The sequence below is a fragment of the Aquabacter cavernae genome (assembly GCF_003993795.1).
Lineage (GTDB): Bacteria > Pseudomonadota > Alphaproteobacteria > Rhizobiales > Xanthobacteraceae > Aquabacter > Aquabacter cavernae.
Genome location: NZ_RWKV01000017.1, coordinates 408,870 through 432,958, shown reverse-complemented (window position 1 = coordinate 432,958; position 24,089 = coordinate 408,870). Strand labels below are relative to the sequence as shown.

Annotated in this window: 22 protein-coding genes; 9 read left to right on the top strand and 13 right to left on the bottom strand. The window is 68.8% G+C overall.

Features of this window, described 5'->3' with window-relative positions:
- Positions 1–131: 131 nt before the first annotated feature.
- Positions 132–1,022: a LysR family transcriptional regulator gene (locus EJJ38_RS19910; RefSeq protein ID WP_127092164.1), complete on the bottom strand. Its 891-nt coding sequence runs from the start codon at positions 1,020–1,022 to the stop codon at positions 132–134.
- A 140-nt stretch (positions 1,023–1,162) separates the two neighbouring features.
- Between EJJ38_RS19910 and EJJ38_RS19905 the strand changes: the two genes are divergently transcribed.
- The 5 genes from EJJ38_RS19905 to EJJ38_RS19885 are packed head-to-tail and all read left to right on the top strand — an operon-like array spanning position 1,163 to position 5,820.
- Positions 1,163–2,140, top strand: coding sequence for a Bug family tripartite tricarboxylate transporter substrate binding protein (locus tag EJJ38_RS19905; protein WP_127092163.1), 978 nt, complete (start codon positions 1,163–1,165; stop codon positions 2,138–2,140).
- Positions 2,141–2,151: 11 nt separating this feature from the next.
- The gene (locus EJJ38_RS19900; protein ID WP_245454344.1) at positions 2,152–2,601 is read left to right on the top strand and encodes a tripartite tricarboxylate transporter TctB family protein; all 450 of its coding nucleotides are present in this window, start codon (positions 2,152–2,154) and stop codon (positions 2,599–2,601) included.
- A gap of 7 nt (positions 2,602–2,608) precedes the next feature.
- Positions 2,609–4,108, top strand: a complete 1,500-nt coding sequence (locus EJJ38_RS19895; RefSeq protein ID WP_127092162.1) for a tripartite tricarboxylate transporter permease — start codon at positions 2,609–2,611, stop codon at positions 4,106–4,108.
- A 27-nt stretch (positions 4,109–4,135) separates the two neighbouring features.
- Complete coding sequence (locus tag EJJ38_RS19890) at positions 4,136–4,900, top strand: aldolase/citrate lyase family protein (protein WP_127092161.1); 765 nt, start codon at positions 4,136–4,138, stop codon at positions 4,898–4,900.
- A 32-nt stretch (positions 4,901–4,932) separates the two neighbouring features.
- Positions 4,933–5,820: a 2-hydroxy-3-oxopropionate reductase gene (locus EJJ38_RS19885; protein ID WP_127092160.1), complete on the top strand. Its 888-nt coding sequence runs from the start codon at positions 4,933–4,935 to the stop codon at positions 5,818–5,820.
- A gap of 6 nt (positions 5,821–5,826) precedes the next feature.
- Here the strand turns inward: EJJ38_RS19885 and EJJ38_RS19880 are convergent, their stop codons facing one another.
- From EJJ38_RS19880 to EJJ38_RS19850, 7 genes are all read right to left on the bottom strand, one after another.
- On the bottom strand, positions 5,827–6,516 hold the full coding sequence (locus EJJ38_RS19880; protein ID WP_127092159.1) for a response regulator: 690 nt from the start codon (positions 6,514–6,516) through the stop codon (positions 5,827–5,829).
- Entirely contained in the window at positions 6,513–9,251 is a 2,739-nt protein-coding gene (locus EJJ38_RS19875) for a sensor histidine kinase (protein WP_127092158.1), read from the bottom strand. Before EJJ38_RS19875 ends, EJJ38_RS19880 begins: the two co-directional genes overlap by 4 nt.
- Positions 9,252–9,254: 3 nt before the next feature.
- A complete protein-coding gene (gene kdpC, locus EJJ38_RS19870; protein WP_127092157.1) occupies positions 9,255–9,857 on the bottom strand; it encodes a potassium-transporting ATPase subunit KdpC in 603 nt (200 codons plus the stop codon).
- Between the two features lie 10 nt (positions 9,858–9,867).
- Complete coding sequence (gene kdpB, locus EJJ38_RS19865) at positions 9,868–11,913, bottom strand: potassium-transporting ATPase subunit KdpB (protein WP_127092156.1); 2,046 nt, start codon at positions 11,911–11,913, stop codon at positions 9,868–9,870.
- An 11-nt stretch (positions 11,914–11,924) separates the two neighbouring features.
- Positions 11,925–13,610 carry a potassium-transporting ATPase subunit KdpA gene (gene kdpA / locus EJJ38_RS19860; protein WP_127092155.1) on the bottom strand — a complete coding sequence of 562 codons (1,686 nt, stop codon included), beginning with the start codon at positions 13,608–13,610 and terminating at the stop codon, positions 11,925–11,927.
- Between the two features lie 10 nt (positions 13,611–13,620).
- Positions 13,621–13,710 (bottom strand): potassium-transporting ATPase subunit F, encoded by a 90-nt coding sequence (locus EJJ38_RS19855; RefSeq protein WP_127092154.1) that lies wholly within the window; start codon positions 13,708–13,710, stop codon positions 13,621–13,623.
- A 152-nt stretch (positions 13,711–13,862) separates the two neighbouring features.
- Positions 13,863–15,110: a cupin domain-containing protein gene (locus EJJ38_RS19850; RefSeq protein WP_127092153.1), complete on the bottom strand. Its 1,248-nt coding sequence runs from the start codon at positions 15,108–15,110 to the stop codon at positions 13,863–13,865.
- A gap of 136 nt (positions 15,111–15,246) precedes the next feature.
- On the opposite strand from EJJ38_RS19850, the gene EJJ38_RS19845 reads away from it, so the two are divergent.
- The 4 genes from EJJ38_RS19845 (at position 15,247) to EJJ38_RS19830 (ending at position 19,722) form a co-directional block, all read left to right on the top strand.
- Complete coding sequence (locus EJJ38_RS19845; protein ID WP_420836895.1) at positions 15,247–16,173, top strand: S49 family peptidase; 927 nt, start codon at positions 15,247–15,249, stop codon at positions 16,171–16,173.
- Positions 16,174–16,198: 25 nt separating this feature from the next.
- Positions 16,199–16,393 (top strand): hypothetical protein, encoded by a 195-nt coding sequence (locus tag EJJ38_RS19840; protein WP_127092152.1) that lies wholly within the window; start codon positions 16,199–16,201, stop codon positions 16,391–16,393.
- 120 nt (positions 16,394–16,513) lie between these two features.
- Complete coding sequence (locus EJJ38_RS19835) at positions 16,514–17,731, top strand: efflux RND transporter periplasmic adaptor subunit (protein ID WP_127092151.1); 1,218 nt, start codon at positions 16,514–16,516, stop codon at positions 17,729–17,731.
- Entirely contained in the window at positions 17,728–19,722 is a 1,995-nt protein-coding gene (locus EJJ38_RS19830) for a MacB family efflux pump subunit (RefSeq protein WP_127092150.1), read from the top strand. Before EJJ38_RS19835 ends, EJJ38_RS19830 begins: the two co-directional genes overlap by 4 nt.
- Positions 19,723–19,953: 231 nt before the next feature.
- Here the strand turns inward: EJJ38_RS19830 and EJJ38_RS19825 are convergent, their stop codons facing one another.
- From EJJ38_RS19825 to EJJ38_RS19805, 5 genes are all read right to left on the bottom strand, one after another.
- Positions 19,954–20,910 (bottom strand): DMT family transporter, encoded by a 957-nt coding sequence (locus EJJ38_RS19825; RefSeq protein ID WP_127092149.1) that lies wholly within the window; start codon positions 20,908–20,910, stop codon positions 19,954–19,956.
- A 207-nt stretch (positions 20,911–21,117) separates the two neighbouring features.
- Positions 21,118–21,807, bottom strand: a complete 690-nt coding sequence (locus tag EJJ38_RS19820) for a TetR/AcrR family transcriptional regulator (RefSeq protein ID WP_127092148.1) — start codon at positions 21,805–21,807, stop codon at positions 21,118–21,120.
- Positions 21,808–21,955: 148 nt separating this feature from the next.
- Complete coding sequence (proC, locus tag EJJ38_RS19815; RefSeq protein ID WP_205666222.1) at positions 21,956–22,792, bottom strand: pyrroline-5-carboxylate reductase; 837 nt, start codon at positions 22,790–22,792, stop codon at positions 21,956–21,958.
- Positions 22,793–22,859: 67 nt separating this feature from the next.
- Positions 22,860–23,369 carry a type III secretion system chaperone family protein gene (locus EJJ38_RS19810; RefSeq protein ID WP_127092147.1) on the bottom strand — a complete coding sequence of 170 codons (510 nt, stop codon included), beginning with the start codon at positions 23,367–23,369 and terminating at the stop codon, positions 22,860–22,862.
- A 302-nt stretch (positions 23,370–23,671) separates the two neighbouring features.
- On the bottom strand, positions 23,672–23,959 hold the full coding sequence (locus tag EJJ38_RS19805) for an accessory factor UbiK family protein (RefSeq protein ID WP_127092146.1): 288 nt from the start codon (positions 23,957–23,959) through the stop codon (positions 23,672–23,674).
- Positions 23,960–24,089: the final 130 nt, after the last annotated feature.

Sequence of the window (24,089 nt, the reverse complement as noted above, 5' to 3'; positions counted from 1 at the left end):
GGGAGGGGGAAGTCCAGGGGAGGGCTAAGGAAGCGGGAAATGGGGAGAGTTTGAACGGTGCTTCCGGGACAGGACCGGGCGCCCGGTCATGTATCCCGTCGCTTAGCCCGCTCCGCGCGGACGCCCCCCCATCAAACCCCCGCCACCGCCTCCAAACTCCGCCGCAATGTCGCGATGGCCGGGTTGGTGTTGGCGGGGCGCCAGATGGCGTGGAGTTCCACGATGATGCGCGGGGGCAAGGCGATGGGGCGGACCACCACGCCCCGGAAGCCGAGATTGCCCGCCGCGCGGGGCACCAAGGCAAGGCCCAGCCCCGCGCGCACCAGTCCGAGGATGGAGTGGATCTGGCTGATGTGCTGCACATAATGCGGCGTCACCCCGGCCTGGGTGAAGATGGCCGCCGCCAGATCGTAGAAATAGCGGGATTCATAGGGCGAGTAGGTCACCATGGGCTGCCGGTCGAGATCGGCGGCGGACACTTCCGGTGCCGTGGCGAAGGGGTGGCCCTCGGGGGCGGCCAGCAGCAGGGGTTCGCGCACCACGCACAGGCCCTCGAACTCCCGCCGGTTGAAGGCGGGCCGCACGAGGCCCACGTCGATGCGGCCCGAGGAGAGGGATTCCAGCTGGTCCGTTGAGACCATCTCCTTCAGCACGAGATCGATGCCCGGCGAGCGTGCCCGCACATCCTGGATGAGGCGCGGCAGGAATTCGTAGCCGGACGCGGCCGTGAAGCCGAGCGTGACAGAGCCGCCCTCGCCGCTGGCGGTGCGCCGGGCCGCCAGCGCCGCGCCTTCCGCGAGGCGCAGCAGGCGGCGCGCCTCGGGCAGGAAGCTGTCGCCCGCCCGCGTCAGCGCTACCGAGCGGCTGGTGCGCTCGAACAGGCGCACGTCCAGCGCATGCTCCAGAAGCTGGATCTGCCGGCTCAAGGGCGGCTGGGTCAGGTTCAGGCGCTGGGCCGCACGGCCGAAATGCAATTCCTCGGCGACGGCGACGAAGCAGCGGAGATGGTTGAGTTCGAACATCGATACAAAAATGGCATCGATCCATCCAGAGAACAACTCAAAGGTGCATCAAACCGTGCCTAACATGCACGCTGGATCGTAAACGATGCGTCCCAATTCCAAATCATGCGTGCGCAATGCACCACCCGGGAGAAACGCCAATGACCCTTCGCCTTTTCAAGGCCGCTGCTGCGGCCGTGGCTCTGTGCGCCGGCCTTGCCGCCGCGCCCGCCTTTTCCCAGTCCTTCGAGCGCCCCGTGCGCATCGTGGTGCCGTTCGCGCCCGGCGGCACGTCCGACATCCTCGCCCGCCTGATCGCGCCCAAGCTGCAGGAAGCGGTGGGCCAGCCGGTGGTGGTGGAGAACAAGCCCGGTGCCGCCGGCAATATCGGCGCCGACGCGGTGGCCAAGGCCCGTCCGGACGGCCACACCTTGCTGCTCATGGATATCGGCTCCCTGGCCGTGGCGCCGAGCCTGTTCCCGGACCTCTCCTATAATGTGGAGGCGGACCTCGCCCCCGTGGGCATGGTCATGTTCGGCCCCTATGTGCTGGCGGTGAACCCCTCCGTGCCCGCCAAGAACGTGGCGGAGCTGGTGGCCTATGCGAAGGCCAATCCCGGCAAGCTGGCGGTGGCCAATTCCGGCGTCGGCGCGCTGAACCACATTACCGCCGTGGCGCTCGCCCGCTCGCTGGGCATCGAGTGGAAGAACGTGCCCTATAAGGGCGGCGCCGCCGCCTCCCGCGCCGTGGTGTCGGGCGAGAGCAACGTCATCATCAACGGCGTGACGGCGACCCTTCCCTTCGTCACCAGCAAGCAATTGGTGGGTGTCGCGGTGACCGGCGAGAAGCGCCTGCCCGCGCTGCCGGACGTGGAGACCTTCAAGGAGGCCAAGCTGCCGCTGGATGACGCCGGCACCTGGCAGGCCATCCTCACCACCGGCAAGACCCCGCCGGAGGTGGTGGCCAAGCTCAATGCCGAACTCCAGAAGATCCTGGCCCTGCCGGAAATCCAGGAGAAGATCGCCGAGCAGGGCGGCATGGTGCGCCCCGGCACGGCGGATGCCGTGAAGACGTGGCTCTCCACCAACACCAAGGCGTGGGGCGAGATCATCCGCGCCGCCGACATCAAGGTGAACTGAGGCGCCTCGACGTGACCCAGCGCCGGATCGACTGGCCGGACCTTCTGTTCGGCCTCTTCCTCATCCTCGTGGCGGCGGGCACCTTCGCCGCCACGAGGAAGCTCTCCCACGGCACGGCGGCGGACATGGGGCCGGGCTACATGCCCCGCGCCATCGCCCTCGGCCTGCTCGGCTTCGGCCTGTTCTTCGCCGGGCGGGGGCTGGTGCGCGCCCATGCGGGCATCGCGCGGGTGCATCTGCGCCCCATTCTCGGCATCGCGGCCTCGGTCGCGGCCTTCTCGGCCCTGGTGGAGACGGCGGGCCTCGCGCTCGCCTCCTTCGCGGCCATCGTCATCGCCGCTTTGGCGAGCCGGGAGAGCCGCATCGTGGAGGTGCTGCTGTTCGGCATCGGCGTTTCGGCGGGGGCGGTTCTGCTGTTCGTGAAGGCGCTGGCGCTGCCGGTGCCCATCTGGCCCTGGTAGGCGCCCCATGGAACTGTTCGACAACCTTCTTCTGGGCCTCGCCACGGCGCTCCAGCTCAACAATCTCGTCTATTGCCTCATCGGCGTGGTCATCGGCACCGCCATCGGCGTGCTGCCGGGCATCGGCCCCATTCCCACGGTGGCGCTGCTGCTGCCCTTCACCTTCGGCCTGGAGCCCGCCTCCTCGCTCATCATGCTGGCGGGCATCTTCTACGGCGCCCAATATGGCGGCTCCACCACGGCCATCCTGGTGAACGTGCCGGGGGAAACCTCCTCCGTGGTCACCTGCCTCGACGGCCACGAAATGGCGAAGCAGGGCCGTGCCGGTCCCGCGCTCGCCATCGCCGCCATCTCCTCCTTCTTCGCGGGCACGGTGGCCACCATCGTCATCGCGGTGCTCAGCCTGCCGCTGGCGGCGCTGGCGCTGAAATTCACGGCGGTGGAATATTTCAGCCTGCTGGTGCTGGGCCTGTTCGCGGCGGTCATCCTGGCCCACGGCTCGGTGTCCAAGTCGCTCGCCATGGTGCTGCTGGGCCTGCTCATCGGCACGGTGGGCATCGACGTGAATTCCGGCGTGGCGCGCATGACCTTCTCGGTCCCCGCGCTGGCGGACGGGCTGGACTTCGTGCCGGTGGCCATGGGCCTGTTCGGCCTCGCCGAGATCATGGCCAACCTGGAGCGGCCCGAGACGCGGCAGGTGGTGAGCCAGAAGCTGCGCGACCTCGTGCCGTCCTGGACCGACCTGAAGGCGGCCTTTCCCGCCATGGTGCGCGGCACCTTCATCGGCTCCGCGCTGGGCGTGCTGCCGGGCGGGGGCGCGGCGCTGCCGCCTTTCACCGCCTATGCGGTGGAGAAGAAGCTGGCGCGCGATCCCTCGCGCTTCGGCAAGGGCGCCATCGAGGGCGTGGCGGGGCCGGAGGCGGCCAATAATGCGGGCGCGCAGACCAGCTTCATCCCGCTGCTGACCCTGGGCATTCCCGCCAATGCGCTGATGGCGCTGATGATCGGCGCGCTGATGATGCAGGGCATCCAGCCCGGCCCGCAGGTGATGACCGAGCAGCCCCAATTGGTGTGGGGCGTCATCGCCAGCATGTGGACCGGCAACCTCATGCTGCTCATCATCAATTTGCCGCTGGTGGGGGTGTGGGTCTCCATGCTGAAGATCCCCTATCGGCTGCTGTTTCCCGCCATCGTCCTGTTCTGCTGCATCGGCACCTACGGCATCTCCAACAGCGTCTTCAATGTCTGGCTCATGCTGGGCTGCGCGCTGGTGGGCTACTTCTTCATCAAGGTGGGCGTGGAGCCCGCCCCCCTGCTGCTGGGCCTCGTGCTGGGGCCGCAGCTGGAGGAGAATTTCCGCCGGGCCATGCAGCTCTCGGATGGCGACCCGAGCGTGTTCGTCACCCGGCCCATCAGCGCCGTCCTCTTGGGCATCGTGGTGCTCATGCTCGCCGCCATGCTTTCCCCCACCATCCTGCGCAAGCGCAAGCAGGCGCTCGCCGAATAGGCCGCTCCTCAGAAAAGGACACTGCCCGTGGACCTGCCCGTCAACACGTTCAAGCACGCCATCCATGCCGGCCGGCAGCAGATCGGCTTCTGGAACAGCCTCGCCACCCCCACCGCCACCGAGATCCTGGCCGGGTCCGGCTTCGACTGGCTGCTGCTGGATGCCGAGCACGCGCCCAATGACGTCGCCTCCATCCTCGGCCAGCTCCAGGCGACCATGCGTGACACGACGCACCCCGTCGTGCGGGTGCCGCAGAACGATTCCGTCGTGCTGAAACGCTATCTCGACATCGGCGTGCAGAGCTTCCTCATACCCATGGTGGACACGCCCGAGCAGGCGGCGGCGGCGGTGGCCGCGACCCGCTTTCCGCCGGACGGGTTCCGGGGCTTCGCCGGGGCGAGCCGCGCCTCCCTGTTCGGGCGGGTGAAGGATTATCACCGCCGGGCGCACGAGGAGATCTGCCTGCTGGTGCAGGTGGAGACCCGCCTTGCCCTCGACAATCTGGAGGCCATCGCCGCCGTGCCGGGCATTGACGGCGTGTTCATCGGCCCCGGCGATCTCTCCGCCGATCTCGGCCATCTGGGCGACCAGGGCCATCCCGACATGGTGGCGTTGATCGAGGCCACGATCCGCCGCATCGTGGCGGCCGGGAACCGGGCGGGCATCCTCACCGGCGACGAGGCGCTGGCGCGCCGCTATATGGCGGCGGGCTGCGTCTTCACCGCGGTGGGCATCGACACCGGCCTGCTGGCCCGCACGACAGAGGCGATCGCGCGCAAGTTCAAGGCCTGATCATCGGGCGACAGACAAGGATAGGAAATCGCATGAAGGTGGGTTTCATCGGGCTCGGCATCATGGGCGCGCCTATGGCGGAACATCTTATCGCCGCCGGCCACACGCTCTATGCCCAGTCCCGCTCCGGGGTGCCGCAGGCCCTCGTCGAGAAGGGCGCCATCGCCTGCGCCGATGGCGCCGAGGTGGCTGGGCATGCCGAGATCATCTTCCTCATGGTGCCGGACACGCCCCATGTGGAGGCGGTTCTGTTCGGCGACAGCGGTGTCGCGAAGGGCCTGTCGGCGGGCAAGATCGTGGTGGACATGAGCTCCATCTCGCCCGTGGCCACCAAGGAGTTCGCGAAGAAGATCAACGCGCTCGGCTGCGACTATCTGGACGCCCCGGTCTCCGGCGGCGAGGTGGGCGCCAAGGCGGGGTCGCTGACCATCATGGTGGGTGGGCCTGAGGGTGCGTTCGAGACCGTGAAGCCGCTGTTCGAGAAGATGGGCAAGAACATCACGCTGGTGGGCGGAAACGGCGACGGGCAGACCACGAAGGTCGCGAACCAGATCATCGTCGCGCTGACCATCGAGGCGGTGGGCGAGGCGCTGCTGTTCGCGTCCAAGGCGGGCGCGGACCCGGCCAAGGTGCGCCAGGCGCTCATGGGGGGCTTTGCCAATTCGCGCATCCTGGAAGTGCATGGCGAGCGCATGGTGAAGCGCACCTTCAATCCCGGCTTCCGCATCGAACTACACCAGAAGGACCTGAACCTCGCTCTGGACGGCGCGCGGGCGCTGGGGCTCTCCTTGCCCTCCACGGCGCTGGCCCAGCAGCTGTTCAGCGCGGTGGCCGCCCATGGCGGCGGCGGGCTCGACCATTCCGGCATGGTGAAGGCGCTGGAACTGCTGGCCAACCACACGGTGGCCCCGGACGCCTGAGGCGTCCTAAGCCTTCAGGCGATAGCCGACGCCGGGCTCGGTGATGATGAAGCGGGGATCCGCCGCGTCGTCGCCGAGCTTGTCGCGGATGTGGCCCACCGCGATGCGCAGATAGTGCGTGTCCTCCACATGGGCCGGTCCCCACACGGTGGTGAGGATCTGGCGATGGCTCACCAGCCGCCCCGCATGGCGCATGAGCAAAGCGAGAACGTCGAATTCCTTGCGGGTGAGCTTCACCTCCGTGCCGTCCACCGCCACCGTGCGGGCGGAGAGGCTCACGCGCAGGGCGCCCGCCTCCAACTCTGAAGGCTCCGCCTTGCCCGCCGCGCGCTTGCGCAGCAGCACGCGCAGGCGCGCCAGAAGCTCGCCCGTGGCGAAGGGCTTGGTCACATAGTCGTCGGCGCCCGCATCCAATGCGGCGATCTTCTCGGTCTCCCCGTCGCGCACCGACAGGATGAGGATGGGCACCTGCGACCAGTCGCGGATGGCGGCGATCACCGCCTTGCCGTCCATGTCCGGCAGGCCGAGATCCAGCATCACCGCATCCGGCGCCGAGGTGGCGGCGCGCTCCACGCCCAGGCGCCCGCGCTCGGCCTCCAGCATCTCGTAGCCCGCGCTGGCGAGCACGATCTTCAGGAAGCGCCGGATGGGCGCCTCGTCCTCGATCACCAGGATGCGCGGGGCGGTCTCGCTCACGGGCCGTCCTCCCCAAGCGGGGGAGGCGCCAGCGGCAGGCGGATGGCGAGGCGCGTGCCGTGGCCGTTCGGACCCGGCCCCGCCGTGACGCTGCCGCCATGGGCCTCCACGAGCCCGCGCACGATGGCGAGCCCCATGCCGGTGCCCCCCGGCGCCCCGTCTCCGCGCGCGGCGCGGTGGAACAGGTCGAACACCTTTTCCCGGTCGCCCTCCGGAATGCCCGGCCCGTCATCGCTGATGCTGACCACCGCCTGCATCCCCTCCACCTCGGCGCCGATGGTGATGGCGCTGCCCTCGGGGGCGTATTTGGCGGCATTGTCCAGCACGTTGGCCAGGGCCTGGCCGATCAGCACCGGGTCCACGTCGATCATGGGGAAGTCGCGGGCGATGCGGATGTCGATCTCGTGCCGCCGCAGGATACGGGCGAGGTCCGTGCGCACCCGGCCGATAATCTCCTTCAGGTCCACCGCCGCGCGCTTGGGCTTGAGGTCGCCATGGCCGAGGCGGGTCATGTCGAGGAGGTTCTGCACATAGCTGTCGAGGCGCCGGGCCTCGTCCAAGGCGGTGAGCGCGAGCGCCTGCCGGTCCTGTGGGGCCAGGGCCTCGCCCCCTTCCGCCAAAGTGGAGGCGGCGCCGATGATGGAGACCAGCGGCGTGCGCAGGTCGTGGCTCACGGAATTCAGCAAGGCGGCGCGCAGCTTGTCGCTCTCGGCGGCGATGCGCGCGGTGGCGAGGTCATCCGCCAGCCAGTTGCGCTCGATGGCCACGGCCACCTGATCCTCCACCGCCAGCAGCAGGCGCTTCATTTCCGGGTCGGTGGCGCGCTTGAGGTCGAGGAAGCGCACGCCGATGACGCCGAAGGGCTGCGCGGCGGTGGCCAGCGGCACGAACAGCCACTCACTGTTGGGCAGCGTGCCGGTGCCCGCGCCCGCTGGCTCGGCATGCGCGAACGCCCAGCGCGCGGCGCCCAGCGCGGCGGGGTCCAGATCTTCCTCGATGGAGGGATGGCCCTGCACCTGTTCCAGCGCCCCGGCGGCGTCCGGGGTCATGATGACGATGCGCGCCTCCAGCACCTTGGCGCTGTGGGCGGCGGCGGCCCAGAGCACATCGTCGGACTTGGTGGCGGAGGCGATCTTGCGGGCGAAGTCGAACAGGGTTTCGGTGCGCTGCTGGGCGGCGCGCATGCTCTCGATCTGCGCCCGCAGGCGGCTCTCCAGGAGGCCCGTCACCACCGAGGAGATGACGAACACCATGAGGCCCAGCACCGCCTCGTACTGCTCCACGGCGAAGGAGTAATAAGGCTGCGTATAGAAGAAGTTATAGGCCAGGAAGCCCAGCGCGCTGCCCAGCAGCGCGCCCGTCAGCCCGTGGCGGAACGCCACCACCTGCACCGCCACCAGATAGATGACGGCAATGGAGGCCACCGGCAGCAGGGACCAGAAGGGCCATGCGAAGACGGTGGCGAGGGTGATGGCGAGACATGCCTCCAGGGTCGCGGCGCTGAAGCGGGACACGGACGGAGGTGGAGAGAAGGCGGGCGCGGCGCGGCGCTTGGCCTCGGTCTTCGCACTGGCCGTGACCACCACCACCTCGAAGTCGGTGGCGCCGTCCAGCAGCTTTTCGGAAACCGGCTCGCGCAGCAGCGACATGAGCTTCTGCACGATGCCGCGCGGCCAGCGGGCCCGGCCGATGACGAGGCGCGTCACGTTGCGGGTGCGCGCATAGCGCAGGATCTCGCCCGCCGCGTCGGATTCGGCGCGCAGCGTCACCGTTTCCGCGCCGAGCGTCTCGGCCAGGTGCATGGCGTCCTGGCAGGCATGGCGGGCGGTGGCGTTGAGCCCGTCATGGCGGGGGGTGAGGACGGTGGCGACGATCCAGGGGATCTTCATGCGGTCGGCCATCTGCTTGCCCGCCCGCACCAGGGTCTTGCCCACCGGCGCCTCGTTCACGCAGACCAGCAGCCGTTCCTCGGCGGGCCAGGGGCCCTGCACCGCATTGTCCCGCATGAAGGCGAGCATGTCCGCGTCCACCCGCCCGGCGGTGGTGCGCAGCGCGATCTCGCGCAAGGCGGTGAGCTTGCCCTTGTTGAAGAAATTCTCCAGCGCCCGGCCCACCTGCTGGGGCAGGTAGACCTTGCCCTCCTTCATGCGCCGGATGAGGTCTTCCGGCGGCAGGTCGATCAGCTCGATGGCGTCCGCGCGGGCGAGCACCGCATCGGGCACGGTCTCCTGCACGCGCACGCCGGTGATCTGTGCCACCGTGTCGTTCAGGCTCTCGATATGCTGGATGTTGAGGGTGGTGAGGACATCGATGCCCGCATCCAGCACCTCCATCACGTCCTGCCAGCGCTTGGGATGGCGCGAGCCGGGGGCGTTAGTGTGGGCGAATTCGTCGATGAGGGCGAGGCGGGGCTTGCGGGCGAGAAGGGCGTCGATGTCCATCTCGCCCAGCGTCTGGCCCTTATAGTCGATGCGCCGGCGCGGCAGGATTTCCAGGTCCGCCAGCAGGCCCGCCGTCTCGCTGCGCCCGTGGGTCTCCACCAGCGCCACCACCACGTCGAGGCCCGAGCGCTTCTGCGCGCGGGCCTCCTCCAGCATGGCGAAGGTCTTGCCCACACCCGGCGACGCGCCGAGGAAGATCTTCAGCTTGCCCCGCGAAGAGGGCGTCGGATCTTCCGCGTGCGCCGCTTCCAGGAAGGATTCCGGCGACGGGCGTATGTCGGGCGTGCTGACCATCGTTTACGAACCGGCGCCTCCGGGCGGGAGCTTGTCGAGCGCGAGATTAAGCTCGAGCACATTCACCCGTGGTTCGCCGAGGATACCAAATTCCCGGCCTTCCACACGGCTGTCCACCAGGGTGCGCACCGCGGCGGGGGCGAGCTTGCGGGCCGTGGCCACCCGCTCCACCTGCGCATAGGCGCCGGCGGGGCTGATATGGGGGTCGAGGCCCGAGCCGGAGGCGGTCACGAGGTCCGCCGGCTGGCGGCCGGGGCCCAACGCCTGGGCGCGGGCGGCCACCGCCTCCGCCAGCGACTTGCTGGTGGGGGCGAGGTTGGAGCCCGTGGAGGCGGCGGCGTTATAGGGCTGCTCCACGGTCTTGGACGGGTCGTTGGGATCCGTGCCCGAAGTGGCCGAGGGGCGGCCGTGGAAATAGCGGTCCGAGGTGAAGGACTGGCCGATGAGGCGCGAGCCCACCACCGTTCCGTTGACCTCGACCAGCGAGCCCTTGGCCTTCGCCGGGAAGACCGCTTCGGCGATCCCGGTGATGGCGAGCGGGTAGGCGATGCCGGTCAGCAGCGTGAATACGGCCAGGAGAACCAGGGTGGCCCGGATCTGAGACATGTCTCTCTCCTCAGACGAGGTGGAGCAGATCGACGATGAGGTCGATGAGCTTGATGCCGACGAAGGGAACGATGAGCCCGCCCACGCCATAGATGGCGAGGTTGCGCGAGAGCAGCGCCGAGGCGGAGGAGGGCTTGTAGGCGACGCCCTTCAAGGCGATGGGGATCAGCGCGATGATGACCAGCGCGTTGAAGATGATGGCGGAGAGAATGGCCGACTGGGCCGTGCCCAGCCCCATGATGTCCAGCGCCGCGAGGCCCGGATAGGCGGCCACGAACAGCGCCGGGAGGATGGCGAAGTATTTCGCCACGTCATTGGCGATGGAGAAGGTGGTGAGCGCCCCGCGCGAGATGAGCAATTGCTTGCCCACCAGCACGATCTCGATGAGCTTCGTGGGGTCGCTGTCGAGATCGATGAGGTTGCCCGCCTCCTTGGCGGCCGGGGTGCCGGAATTCATGGCGACGCCCACGTCCGCCTGGGCGAGCGCCGGGGCGTCGTTGGAGCCGTCGCCGCACATGGCGACGAGGCGGCCGGACGTCTGCTCCTTGCGGATCAGTTCCAGCTTGCGCTCCGGGGTGGCCTCCGCGAGGAAGTCGTCCACGCCCGCCTCGGCGGCGATGGCGGCGGCGGTGAGGGGATTGTCGCCCGTGATCATCACGGTGCGGATGCCCATGCGCCGCAGCTCCGCGAACCGCTCGCGGATATTGGGCTTCACGATGTCCTTCAGATAGACCACGCCCATGATGCGGGTGCCGCTGGCCACCACCAGCGGCGTGCCGCCGGCCGAGGCGATGCGCTTGATGACGCCTTCCACCTGGGCGTCCAGGGGCACGCCCGCCATCTTGCGCATGGCATCGCCCGCGCCCTTTCGGATGGCGGTGCCGTCCGGCAGGTCCACGCCCGACATGCGGGTCTGGGCGGTGAAGGGCACGAAGGTGCCGGAGGTGGCCCGCCCGTCCTCGGCGAGGCCGAACTTGCGCGCGGCGAGATCCACGATGGACTTGCCCTCGGGCGTGTCGTCGGCCAGCGAGGCGAGCCAGGCGGCTTCCGCCAGTTCCTGCTCGGTGACGCCGGGGGCGGGCTCGAAGGCATCCGCCATGCGGTTGCCGAAGGTGATGGTGCCGGTCTTGTCCAGCAGCAGCACGTCGATGTCGCCCGCCGCCTCCACCGCGCGGCCGGACTTGGCGATGACGTTCGCCTTCACGAGGCGATCCATGCCCGCGATGCCGATGGCCGAGAGCAGGCCGCCGATGGTGGTGGGAATGAGCGTCACGAACAAAGCGATGAGGTAGATGGTGGGAATGGTGGTTCCCGACCACGCCGCGAAGAAGGGCAGCGTCACCACCACGAACAGGAACACCAAGGTGAGGCTCGCCAGCAGGATGTTGAGGGCGATCTCATTGGGCGTCTTCTGCCGCTTGGCGCCTTCCACCAGCGAAATCATCTTGTCGAGGAAGGTCTCGCCGGGACGGGCGGTGACCTTCACCACCAGCCAGTCGGAGGCGAGCGTGGTGCCGCCCGTGACCGAGGAATGGTCGCCGCCGGATTCGCGGATCACCGGGGCGGATTCGCCCGTGATGGCGCTCTCGTTCACGGAGGCAACGCCCTCGATCACCTCGCCGTCCGTGGGGATGGTGTCGCCCACTTCCACGAGGATGATGTCGCCGGGCTGGAGCAGGTCCACCTCGCGCAGGGTGAACTGATCGCGCCGGGCCGGGTCCGCCAGGAACTTGGCGCGGGCGGTGGACTTGGTGGCGCGGAACGCATCCGCCCGCGCCTTGCCGCGCCCTTCCGCCACCGCTTCCGCGAAATTGGCGAACAGCACGGTGAACCAGAGCCAGACGGCGATCTGGAAGCCCACCCAGAAGGCCGGGCCGCCCCGGATGCCTTCCTGGATCACCAGGAAGGTGGCGAGCACCGAGACCAGCGCGGTGGCGAAGATGACCGGGTTTCGGGCGAGGCCGCGCGGGTCGAGCTTGCGGAACGATTCCACGATGGCGGGCTTGAGGATTTCCGGCGCGAACAGGCCGATCTCGTTGGGAGCATGCTTGGACATGGGTGCGCTCCTCAGAAAGTGGTGCCGGCGAGCATGGAGACCTGCTCGGCGATGGGGCCGAGCGCGAGCGCCGGCAGGAAGGTGAGGGCGCCGACGATGAGGATGGTGGCCACCAACAGCACCACGAACACCGTCCCGTGGGTGGGGAAGGTTCCGGCGGTGGGCGGGGCGGGCATCTTCGTGCCGAGCGAACCGGCGATGGCGAGGATCGGCAGCATGTAGCCGAACCGGCCGAGCAGCATGGCGAGCCCCAGGAACGTGTTGTGCCAGGGTGTGTTGGCGTTGAAGCCGGCGAAGGCCGAGCCGTTGTTTCCGGTGGCGGAGGTGTAGGCGTAGATCAGCTCCGACAGGCCGTGGGGCCCTGCGTCCTGCACCGAGCTTTGGGCGGTGCCCACCGCGATGGCGAGCCCACCCAGCACCAGCACGCCGATGGGCATGATGAGCAAGGTGAGGGCGGCGAGCTTCACCTCCTTCGCCTCGATCTTCTTGCCCAGATATTCCGGCGTGCGGCCCACCATGAGCCCGGCCAGGAACACCGTGATGATGACGAACAGCAGCATGCCCGTGAGGCCCACGCCCACGCCGCCATAGACGATCTCGCCCAGCTGCATGTTCAGCATGGCCACCATCCCCGCCAGCGGGGTGAGGGAATCATGCATGGCGTTCACCGAGCCGTTGGAGGCGGCGGTGGTGGTGGCGGCCCAGAGCACCGAGCCGATGAGCCCGAAGCGCTGCTCCTTGCCTTCCATGTTGCCGGTCACCGGCTCCACAAAGGCCGCATGCAGCGGGTTGCCCGCATGCTCGGCCGCATAGAGGGCGGCGAAGCCCGCCACCAGCAGCACGCCCATGGCCGCGAACAGCGCGAGGCCCTGGCGCCGGTCGCCGATCATGCGCCCATAGGTGAAGCAGAAGGCCACCGGGATGACGAGGATCGCCAGCATGGAGAGATAGTTGGTGATGGCGAGCGGGTTCTCGAACGGATGGGCGGAATTGACGTTGAAGAAGCCGCCGCCGTTCGTGCCCAGCTGCTTGATGGCGAGCTGCGAGGCCACCGGGCCGATGGCGATGGTCTGCTTGGCGCCTTCCAGCGTGGTGGCGTCCACCGAGCCCGCCAGCGTCTGCGGCATGCCCAGCGCGGCGAACACCACCGCCAGCACCAGCGACAGGGGCAGCAGGATGTAGAGCACCGAGCGGGTCATGTCGGTCCAGAAATTGCCGACCGTGCGCACCTGACGCCCCGCAAAGCCCCGTGCCACGGCGGCGGCGAGCGCCATGCCGGTGGCGGCGGAGAGGAAGTTCTGGGTGGTCAGGCCCACCATCTGGCTGAGGTTCGACATGGTGGTCTCGCCGCCATAGCTCTGCCAGTTGGTGTTGGTGACGAAGGACACCGCCGTGTTGAAGGCGAGGTGCCAGGACAGCCCGTCAAAGCCCTGCGGGTTCAGCGGCAGCACGTTCTGGAACATGAGGATGGCGAGCAGCAGCGCGAAGCCCGCCGCGTTGAACAGCAGCAGGGACACCGCATAGGTGCACCAGGACTGCTCCCCGCCGCCCCCCGCGGCGCCCAGAAGGGTCTTTTCCACGGGCGCGAGGAAGGTCACGTCCCCGGTATAGACACGCGCCATATAGAGGCCGAGCGGAACGGCCAGCGCGACGAGAACGACGGCATAGAGCGCCGCCTGCAACAGGTCAGCCTGCATCGCGACCTCCTCAGAAGCGTTCGGGCGCGAGCAGCGCGGCCAGGAGATAGAAGAAGAGCACCGTGGCCAGTCCCAGGCCCAGGGCGATGTCGAGTGTCATGAACTGCGAACCCTCGCGTGGGGAATAACTTCATACCTACGTCCACCGATCGTAAAGCTGCCATGACGAAACGGGGAGAGGGACGTAAAGCCCGCATAAAAAAAGGCTGCGCCCCATCTTGAGCGCAGCCTTTCAGCTCGTTTGAGGCGCCGTCAGACCGGCACGATTGCAGGGGCGTCGGCGGGGAAGCGGCCGACCGTGGCCGGGTCGATATTGAGGTGCTGGGCCACCATGGGCCAAGGCGTGTGGGCGAGCCACTGGGAGAGCGACACGTTCTGGAACTGGGGCGCGCGGAACACCTCCAGGAAGACGAGGTCGGTGTCTCCCGTATTTCGGATGAAATGGCCGAGCGATTTCTTCACATAGCCGATGTCACCGGCCTTGAAGTTCTGCGTCACGGCCTTGGGGCCGGTATTGAACACCGTCATGCTGGCCTGACCGGCGATGTAATATTGCCACTCGTCCGCATTGGGGTGCCAGTGCATCTCCCGCATGCCGCCGGGATGCACCCGCACCAAGGCGGCGGCGATGGTCAACGACGCCTTGAAATTGCTGCTGTCGGCGATGCGCACCTCGCCGCCCTTGGTCTTCTTCACCGGCGCGAGGCCGGAGAGGGAGAAGACGCTGGGATTGGGCATGGCCCCGGTGCCCGCCTGGGCCTGCGCCCGGTCCTGGGCGAGCGGGCCGGGCATGGTGCCCTGGAAGATGTAGAGGTCGTGCAGCGGGATCTTGGCGAAGGTGTCCGCCGGCACGCCGAAATTCAGCGCCAGCACCTCGGGCGGGGTGTGGGCGAACCACTCATTGACCAGGAGCGTGTTGTATTCCGACGCCATGCCGTCGTCGAAGCACAGGATGAACTCGGCCCCGTCCTCGCCGATGCCCTGGAGCGAATGGGGCAGGCCGGCGGGGAAATACCACAGGCCGCCTTCGCCCACGTCCTCCACATTGGCGCGGCCCTGGCCGTCGATGGTGGTGATGCGCACCGCGCCGCGCGTCACATAGGCCCATTCCGCCGCCTGGTGCCAATGCAGCTCGCGGATGCCGCCGCGCGTGAGGCGCATGTTGACGCCGGAAATCTCCGTGGCGATGGCGAAGTCCGACTGGGTCACCTGGCGCGCCCAGCCGCCATTCTGCACGCGGCGCGGGGCATTGTTGAAGGAGGCCCAGAACATGGGCATGTCGCCCACATCCGTGGGGGGCGGGGAGAAGGCGTCGGGAAACTGCGAGGCGAGCGCCGGGTTCTGGGGACCGGGATCCGTGGCGCTGGAGGGATTGCCCGTGGTGTTGATCACGCCCTGGGGCGGCTCGTTGGGGTTGCCGTAGCTTGCCGCGTGGGCCGCGGCGCCCGCCGCCACCAGCCCGCCGGCCGCCAGAATGCTGCGTCTCGTGATCCCGTCCATCTCGCCCGTTCCTTCCGGCTGAATGCGTAAGGCGGATTGAACCGCGAACCGGCGTCAGGCGGAAGACGGGGCGCGGGACAGGGTCGTGTGCCGGTTAGGCAAGGGTAAAGACGGGTAAAAGAGTGCGGCCACCACCATGAATTCTCCCGAATTGGCCTGCATCTCCGTTCCCATGCCCGACGATGCCCTTTCCTCCCTGAAGCGCGGCCTCGACCGCATCCTCCCCGCCGCCTGGCGCTCGGACGTTCCGGTGGTTCCCGTGGTGCGCCTGTCCGGCACCATCGGCATGGGCGGCCCGCTGCGCCCGTCCATGACCCTGGCGAACACGGCCAAGCCCCTGGAGCGGGCCTTCGCCGTGAAGACGGCGCCCGCCGTGGCGCTCCTCATCAATTCGCCAGGTGGGGCGGCGGTGCAGTCCCGCCTCATCCACCAGCGCATCCGGTCGCTGGCGGAGGAGAGCGGCAAGCACGTCTTCGCCTTCGTGGAGGACGTGGCGGCCTCCGGCGGCTACATGATCGCCTGCGCGGCCGACGAGATCGTGTGCGATCCCTCCTCCATCGTCGGTTCCATCGGCGTGGTGAGCGCGGGCTTCGGCTTCGAGCGGCTCATCGACAAGATCGGCATCGAGCGCCGCGTCTACACCGCCGGGACCCGCAAGGTGATGCTCGATCCCTTCCAGCCCGAGCATGCGGAGGATGTGGAGCGCCTGAAGGCGATCCAGCGGGAAATGCACCAGATCTTCGCCGGGCTCGTGAAGGCGCGGCGCGGCGACACGCTCACCGCCGACGACGAGACGCTGTTCTCCGGCGAATTCTGGGTCGGTACCCAGGCGCTCGGCCTCGGCCTCGTGGATGATCTCGGCGACCTGCGCGCCGTGCTTCGGGCGCGCTATGGCGCGAACGTGCGCACGCCGGTCATCTCGTCCGGCGGCTGGTTCTCCCGCCGCCTCGGCATAACGTCGCTGTCCGGCGGCTCGCCGGGCGGGTCGCTGGGGGCGGGGTTTGCCGAAGGGCTGGTGTCCGCCGCCGAGGAACGGGCGGTGTGGGCCCGCTATGGTTTGTGAGGCCGGAAAGGCCGGGGAGGAGAGAATGCCGCCGTTTCTGATTGCCGCCGCCGGTCTTATGGGGGCTGTGGCCCTGACGCGCTTCGTCCTGCGCGAGAGCCGTCGGGTGAGCGCGAAGGTGGATATCTTCCGCACGCCTCCGGGCACGCAGGAGGACACCGGGATTCGTCTGGAGCGGGATCCGGTGACGGGCGCCTATCGCCCCCGCGCCGGGAATTGACGCCGGAGCCCGCGACATGGGACGGCGCGGCGAGGAAACAAAAGATTACAGCGAATTCACTGAAACCGGTGCCCGCCCTGGATTATTCTCGGGGCGGGTAAGGCACGGATTTTCGCTGAGATGCTGCAGAAGCTCGATCCGGGGGGCACGGCGGTGATGCCGCCGAAGAAGCGCCTCTCGCGCGCACGATTTTACTGGGCGACGGGCGCGGTTCTCGCGGCCCTGGCCGGAGGCGGCGCCTATTATCTCTATGGCGGGGAGGCCGGCAGCACCGGGGCGCAGCTCTCCACCGCGCCGGCGGTGAAGGGCGATATCGAGCAGAACGTCACCGCGCTGGGCACCATCAAGCCCAAGACCTATGTGGATGTGGGCACCCAGGTGTCCGGCCAGCTGCGCAAGGTGATGGTGGAGATCGGCGACACCGTGAAGAAGGGCGACCAACTCGCCCAGATCGACCCCACCGTCTACCAGACCCGCGTGCTGGGTGATCAGGCCCAGCTTGAAAACCTGAAGGCCCAGCTCTCCCAGCAGAAGGCCCAGCTGGACCTGGACAAGCTGCGCGACAACCGCGCCACCCGGCTGCTCGCCTCCCAGTCCGGCAGCCAGGACACGGCCGATGCCGCCGCCGCCACCGTGCGCATCGGCGAGGCCAAGGTGCTGGCGCTGGAAGCCCAGATCAAGCAGACCCAGGCCACGCTGGACGGCGACCTCGCCAATCTCGGCTACACCAAGATCTTCGCGCCCATGGACGGGGTGGTGGTCTCCACCTCCGCCACCGAGGGCCAGACGCTGAACGCCAACCAGACCGCGCCCATCGTCCTGCGCCTCGCGGACCTCGACACCATGCAGGTCTGGGCCCAGGTGGCCGAGGCGGACATTCCCAAGGTTAAGGTGGGGATGTCGGTCTATTTCACCACGCTCGGCATGCCCGACCGCCGGTTCCAGGCGAAGGTGGTGCAGGTGCTGCCGACCCCCGAGACCGTCAACGACGTGGTGCTCTACAACGTCCTCATCGACGTGCCCAATACCGAACGCCTGCTCATGACCTCCATGAGCGCGCAGGTCTTCTTCATGCTGGGCAGCGCCAAGGACGCCATCATCGTTCCGTCCGCCGCCGTGCGCCCTTCGCGCACCGCCCGCCGCGAGGTGCGCAACGAGGCCACCGTGCGCGTGCTGGTGAACGGGCAGGTGGAGACCCGCCAGGTGAAGACCGGGCTCGCGGGGCGCAACCAGATTCAGATCACGGACGGGCTGAAGGAGGGCGACCTCGTGGTGACCTCGCCCGACCCGGCGGCCCAGCAGGCGAACCGGCCGCCCATGCCGCCGAGGATGTTTTGACCCTCGCCGACACGCGCGAGGGCGCGGCCCGCGCCGCCCCGGCAACGGCCGAGCCGCTGCTGGACATCGCCCATGTGAGCCGGGTCTATCCCTCCGGCGACAGCGTGGTGCGGGCGCTGGACGATGTCTCGCTCACCATCATGCCAGGCGAATACGTGGCCATCATGGGCCAGTCCGGCTCGGGCAAGTCCACGCTGATGAACATCATCGGCTGCCTGGATCGGCCCAGCATGGGTCGCTACACGGTGATGGGCCGCGACGTGGCGGACCTGGACGCGGACGAACTGGCGGCGCTGCGCTGCCGCACCTTCGGCTTCGTCTTCCAGCGCTACAATCTCCTGCCCTCCATCACGGCGGAAGAGAATGTGGAGATCCCCGCCATCTATGCGGGGCGGTCCAAGAGCGAACGTGTGGATCGCGCCCGCGCGCTGCTGGACCGGCTCGGCCTGCTCTCGCGCGCCGAGCACACGCCCTCCCAGCTCTCGGGCGGCCAGCAGCAGCGCGTCTCCATCGCCCGCGCGCTCATGAACGAGGCGCCCGTCCTTCTGGCGGACGAGCCCACCGGCGCGCTGGACAGCCATTCGGGCGCGGAAGTGCTGGCGCTGCTCGCGGACCTGAACCGCGAAGGGCGCACCATCATCCTCATCACCCATGACCCGGAAGTGGCCGCCCATGCCCGGCGCGTGGTGCGCCTGCAGGACGGGCGCATCCTGTCCGACGAGCGCAACGATGCGGCGCCGCCCGCTGCCGCACTGGCCCAGGCCACCAGGCCGAGCCTGAAGGTGCGCAACAATTTCCTCCCCGATCTGGGCGAGGCGGTGAAGATGGCGTTCCGCTCCATGCGGGCGAACCTGTTCCGCACCATCCTCACTTTGCTGGGCGTCATCATCGGCGTCGCCGCCGTCATCGTCATGCTGGCCATCGGCCAGGGCTCCAAGCAATCGGTGCTGGACCGCATCGCCTCCATGGGCACCAACCTTCTGGTGGTGCGGCCCGGCGCGCCGGGCATCCGTTCCACCGGCTCCAACGCTTCGCTGACGCTGGAAGATGCGCAGGCCATCGAGGCGGAGATCGGCAATGTGGTGGCGGTCTCGCCCGAGCGGTCCACCACGGCGACGGTGCGGGTGGGCGCCATCGACTATGCCACCTCCATTCAGGGCACCGGCCCGGGCTATGTGACGGCCCGCGACTGGGGCCTTGCCGACGGCACCATGTTCACCGACCGGGACGTGGACGGCTACGCCCCCGTGGTGGTGCTGGGCAAGACCGTGGCGCGGGTGATGTTCCCCGATGGGCGCAGCCCCGTGGGGCGCTACATCCTTATCAAGAGCGTGCCCTATGAGGTGATCGGCGTGCTCGCCCCGCGCGGGGCCAACGCCTTCGGCATGGACCAGGACGACGTGGTCCTCATGCCCGTCACCACCGGCTTCATGCGGGTGTTCGGCCGCCGCTTCCTCTCCGCCGCCACCATTGCGGTGGCGGACACGACGCAGATCGACCAGACCCAGCAGGATATCGAGGTGCTGCTGCGCCAGCGTCACCGGGCGGAGGATTTCCAGATCCGCAACACCTCCTCCATCCTGGAGACCGCCACCGCCACCGCCGATACGCTGACGCGCCTTCTGGGCTCGGTGGCCGCCATCTCGCTGCTGGTGGGCGGCATCGGGGTGATGAACATCATGCTGGTGAGCGTGACCGAGCGCACGCGGGAGATCGGCATCCGCATGGCCACGGGCGCGCGGCGGGCCAATATCATGCTCCAGTTCAACACCGAGGCCCTGGTGATCTGCGGCGCGGGCGGGCTGGCGGGCGTGCTGCTGGGGCTCGGCGTGGCGCTGCTACTGAAGCATCTGGGCGCGCTGGTGGTCTTCACCCTCGGCCCGCCCTTGCTGGCCTTCGGCTGCGCCTTCCTCACCGGCCTCCTGTTCGGCTATCTCCCCGCCCGCAAGGCGGCGGGCCTCGATCCGGTGGCGGCCCTCGCCTACGAGTGAGCGCGTTTCCCGACACGGCCGCTCGATCTCCCTCTCCCGCCCGAACTCGGCTGTTGTCGAGTTCGGATAGCTAACGTGCCGAAGTCGGAAACATCCGACTTCGGTGCGGGGGCGGGGCGGGGAGGGGGCATAGCCGCTTGGCACGGCCCCTTCAGGCATCCCACGTCGCCCACGCCCTGCACGCAGGGAAGACTGTCGATCAGCAGATCGGGAAACCCGCAGCGCCGCGCGTCAGGAGCGCGGCGGGGAGCAGGTGACGGGGGCCGAGAGCGGCGCGCCCGAGGGGGCGATGGCCGCGGCGGCCGCGCGGGCCCGCGCTTCCTGCTGGCCCCGCATGGCTTCCTGGCGGATGGAATAGAGGCCCGCGCCCACCACGAGGATGGTGCCCGCGACGCCCCACATGTCCGGCAGGTGGTTGAAGATCACATAGCCGTAGAACAGCGAGAAGGGCACCAGCACGTAGCGCAGCGGCGAGATGGCGGCCACCGGCGCATTGCGGAAGGCGAACACCATCAGGATGTTGCCGAGCGCGAAGGTGAGGCCCGAGCCCAGGATGCACAGGGCCGGGAACAGGTCCGGCACGCGCCAGGTCTCCCACAGGGCGAAGACCGCGCTGGCGAGCGCGAGGCAGACGGCCGTGGAGAAGGCCACCACCGTGCCCGGCACCACCATGGAGATGCCGCGCGTGGAGATATCCCGCAGCGAGCCGCAGAAAGCCGCGAGCAGCGGCAGCAGCGCGAACACGTCGAAGGTTGACGGGGAGGGGCGGGTGACGATGAGCGCGCCCGAGAAGCCCACGAGGATGGCGATCCAGCGCCGCCCGCTCACGCTCTCGCCCAGCAGCGGCACCGCGAGGGCCGTGGTGAGCAGGGGGGCGGCCATGTAGATGGTCGTGCTGGTGGAAATGGGCAGGACACTGAGCGCCAGCACATAGGTAAAGGTGGTGACCCCGTCGAGGCCGGAGCGCAGCGCCACCCGGCGCTGGCCCGCCAGGAGGATGGCCCGTCCGTCGCCCATGGCGATGATGACGACCAGCAGGACAAGGGCACCCGCCGCCGAGCGCAGGCTGATGATCTCGCCCATGGGCAGCTCGGCGAGCGCCAGCTTGATGAGCACGTCATTGGTGATGAACATGCTCATGGCACAGATCATCGCGACGATGCCGCGCAGGGGACCGGCGGGGATCACGGGCGGGCTCCGACGCGGCCAGGAACGCGGCGCGCGGAAGAAGGCGGGAAGGGGAGGGACACGGGCTACAGGTCCGTCACAGGTCGGCCTGCGGTTTTTAACCGATTTATCGCGCAACCCGATTTGCGGATTTGGCTGGGCGGAAAAATGAGCCCGGCGCGAACCGCATGGATGCGCCCCAAGTCCGCCGCATTTCCAAATGGCAGGTTAATGTAGGGGTGCCGGGGTTTCCGCGTCCGCTTCCCCATCCCGTGTCGCGGCACTGTCCCGCGTCCGGGTGCTGCCGCGCGGCGGGCGGCCGAACCGGGCGATGGTGGCGAGATTCTCGGCCATGCCCAGCAGGCGGGCGCCCCGGCGCAATTCCTCGTCGAGCCGCGCCATGGTGCGCGATAGGCCGGGATCCTCGTCCTTCAGCCAGATCTCCAGCAGGCGGGCGAACATCACGGCGAGGCCACGCGCCTTCAGGTCTCCGCGCAGGCCGGTGGCGTCGATGCCCGCCGCCGCCAGCATCCAGCGTTGCGAGCGGGTGGACGCGGACAGGAGCCTGAGTGCGAGGCGCGGATCGTAACGGGCCGAGCGCAACAGCGAGGCCACCGCCTCCCGGTGGGGCTCCAGCGCGTCGAGGCGCCGCATCAGCACCTCGAACAGGCGCTCATGGGCGGGTTCGCCCAGGTCCAGCCCCTCGTCCGGTCCCCCTTCCGCCAGCACCTGCCGGTCCGTGTCCCGCAGGAAGGCGTCCAGGAGATCGTCCGTGGTGGCATAGGCCGCCCGCAATTCCGAGAGCGGCAGGCCCGCATGCTCGGCGAGCTGGGGAAAGCTGATGCGCTCCAGGGGCGTATAGGCCAGAAGGTCGAGAAAGGCGCGCAGGCTCGCCTCGCGCAGGGTTTCGGACGCCATGGACGGGCTCCTTGCCACCTTGGGACGTGTGCGGTCCGCCCCCTTCGAGCAAGTGGGCGCTCAGCCCGACACCCGCAAGGGCCGGCCCGGCGGGCGGTCTTCAAAGAGGGACAGGCCGCCCGGACGTTTCAGCCCGGGCGGCGTCCGGTCAGTAGGCCAGTTCGACCGAGCGGCGGGTGGCGGCGGCCACGGCATCCGTGAGCAGCGGGCCGAAGCCGCGCGTCTCGTCCATCAGCACGCCCAGCGCCGCAGCGGTGGTTCCGGCGGGGGAGGTGACGTTCTCGCGCAAGGTCGCCGCCTCGGTGCCGGACTGGATCATGAGGGCGCCGGCACCGGCCACGGTGGCGCGGGCAAGGCGCTCGGCAAGATCGGCGGGAAGGCCCGCCGCCGCACCCGCCGCCGCCAGCGCCTCGGCCAGCAGGAACACATAAGCGGGGCCGGAGCCGGAGACGGCGGTGGCCGCGTCCATGAGGGCTTCGTCCGCGATCCATTCCACGGGGCCGAGCGCGGAGAGCAAAGCGTCGGTCAAGGCGCGCCCGTCCGCCGTCACCTGCGCGTTGGGCACTGCGACCGTGATTCCCTGGCCGATGGCGGCGGGCGTATTGGGAATGGTGCGCACCACGGCGGCGCCATGGGGCAGGGCTTCGGAGATGAAGTCCAGGGTGCGGCCGGCCATGATGGAGACCACAAGGGTCTCAGGCCCCACCAAAGCGCGCACGGTCGCCAGCACCACCGGCGCCACCTGCGGCTTCACCGCCAGCACCACCACGGCGGGGGTGCCGATCTCGGAAAAATCGGGATTGGCCCGCGCGCCCTTGGCGGTCAGGTCGGCCGCGACCTCGGGCCGCAGGTTGGGGTCGAGCACGACGGTGTGCTTGGGCGGCAGGCCGAGCTTCAGCCAGCCCTCCAGCATGGCACCGCCCATCTTGCCGGCACCCACCAGGACGACGGGACCGTTCAAGCTCTCAAGGGATCGAATGGGCATGGAACAGCCTGGATGAACGCGGGCGCCGCCATCAGGCGGCGCCGCGCGTGGGGAAGGATGTTCCTTCTTAAGCTTCTCCGACGGTATCGAAAAGCGCCGTCTCCATGGCTTCGCGCGCGGTCTTGCCGGCCCAGACCACGAATTGGAACGCGGGATAAAAGCGTTCCACCGCGTCCATGGCGGCATCGAGGATGGCCTCGCACTGCCGGTCCGAGGCGGTCGCCCCGCCCGCCAGCACAAGGGCGTGGCGGAACATGATGACCCCTTCCTGGTCCCACAGGTCGAAATGGCCGACCCACATCTGCTCGTTGATGAGGGAGAGCAGCTTCAGGACCTCCGGCCGGCGCCCTTCGGGCACCTTGAAGTCGAAGGCGCAGGCGAGATGCAGCGACTCGATCTCGCCCATCCACTGGAACGAGACATGGCAGTCCGTCCAGCGGCTGTTGAGAGAGAGAGTGATCTCGTCCTCGTCGGAGCGCTCGAAGGACCAATCATGCACGGCGGCGAGCCGTTCGACCAAATCGACGGGATTGGCCGGTGCTTCGGCTTCGATGTCTTCGATGTCAATGAGAGACATGCCTCGACCTCGCGGTTGGAGGGGCGCGGAGACGGTCGAACGGCGGTACTCGACGGCACTCAAACCAGGGTCGGCCGGCCAGGCTTCATGCGACCTAGAACGTGCGACCCGTAACTTGCGCGACGCAGCGTACCCGCGGCTCCACCGCCCCCAGGGGCCGGTGTGCCGTGACGACCTGCGCCCCGTCGCGCATCGCGCGACGATCCGGCTCCGAATCGCCACCTAATCACTATATCGCGCCGCAACGCCGTGCCACTACGACATATTGCGGCGCCCGCATCTTTCCCCAGAACAGCTTAAGATCAGCTGACCTCGGGGGGCATGCCCGGAACGGGGGCGGGGGAGCCGAGGCGGGCTTCCAGCTCGGCGATGCGGGCGGCGAGGCGCTCATTCTCCAGCCGCGCCTCGGCCACCATGTCCTTCACCACGTCGAATTCCTCGCGCTTCACCAGGTCCATGTCGCGCAGGAAGCGCTCCATCTGGGCGCGCATGGCGGTCTCGGCTTCCCGGCGCACGCCCTGGGCCACGCCCGCGGCGTCGTTCACGAGGCGCGCCATCTCGTCGAAAAGCTTGCCTGTGGTCTGGGTCATGGGAGCCTCGCTCGGGCGGTTGGTTGAGATGGGCTGGAGAATGGGGGCGGGGCCTGCGGATCGCAAGGGGCGGGGCGCCGCAGCGGCGGCGGCATCCCCTGCCCAGAATTCTGTGCGGCGCATCCCGGCC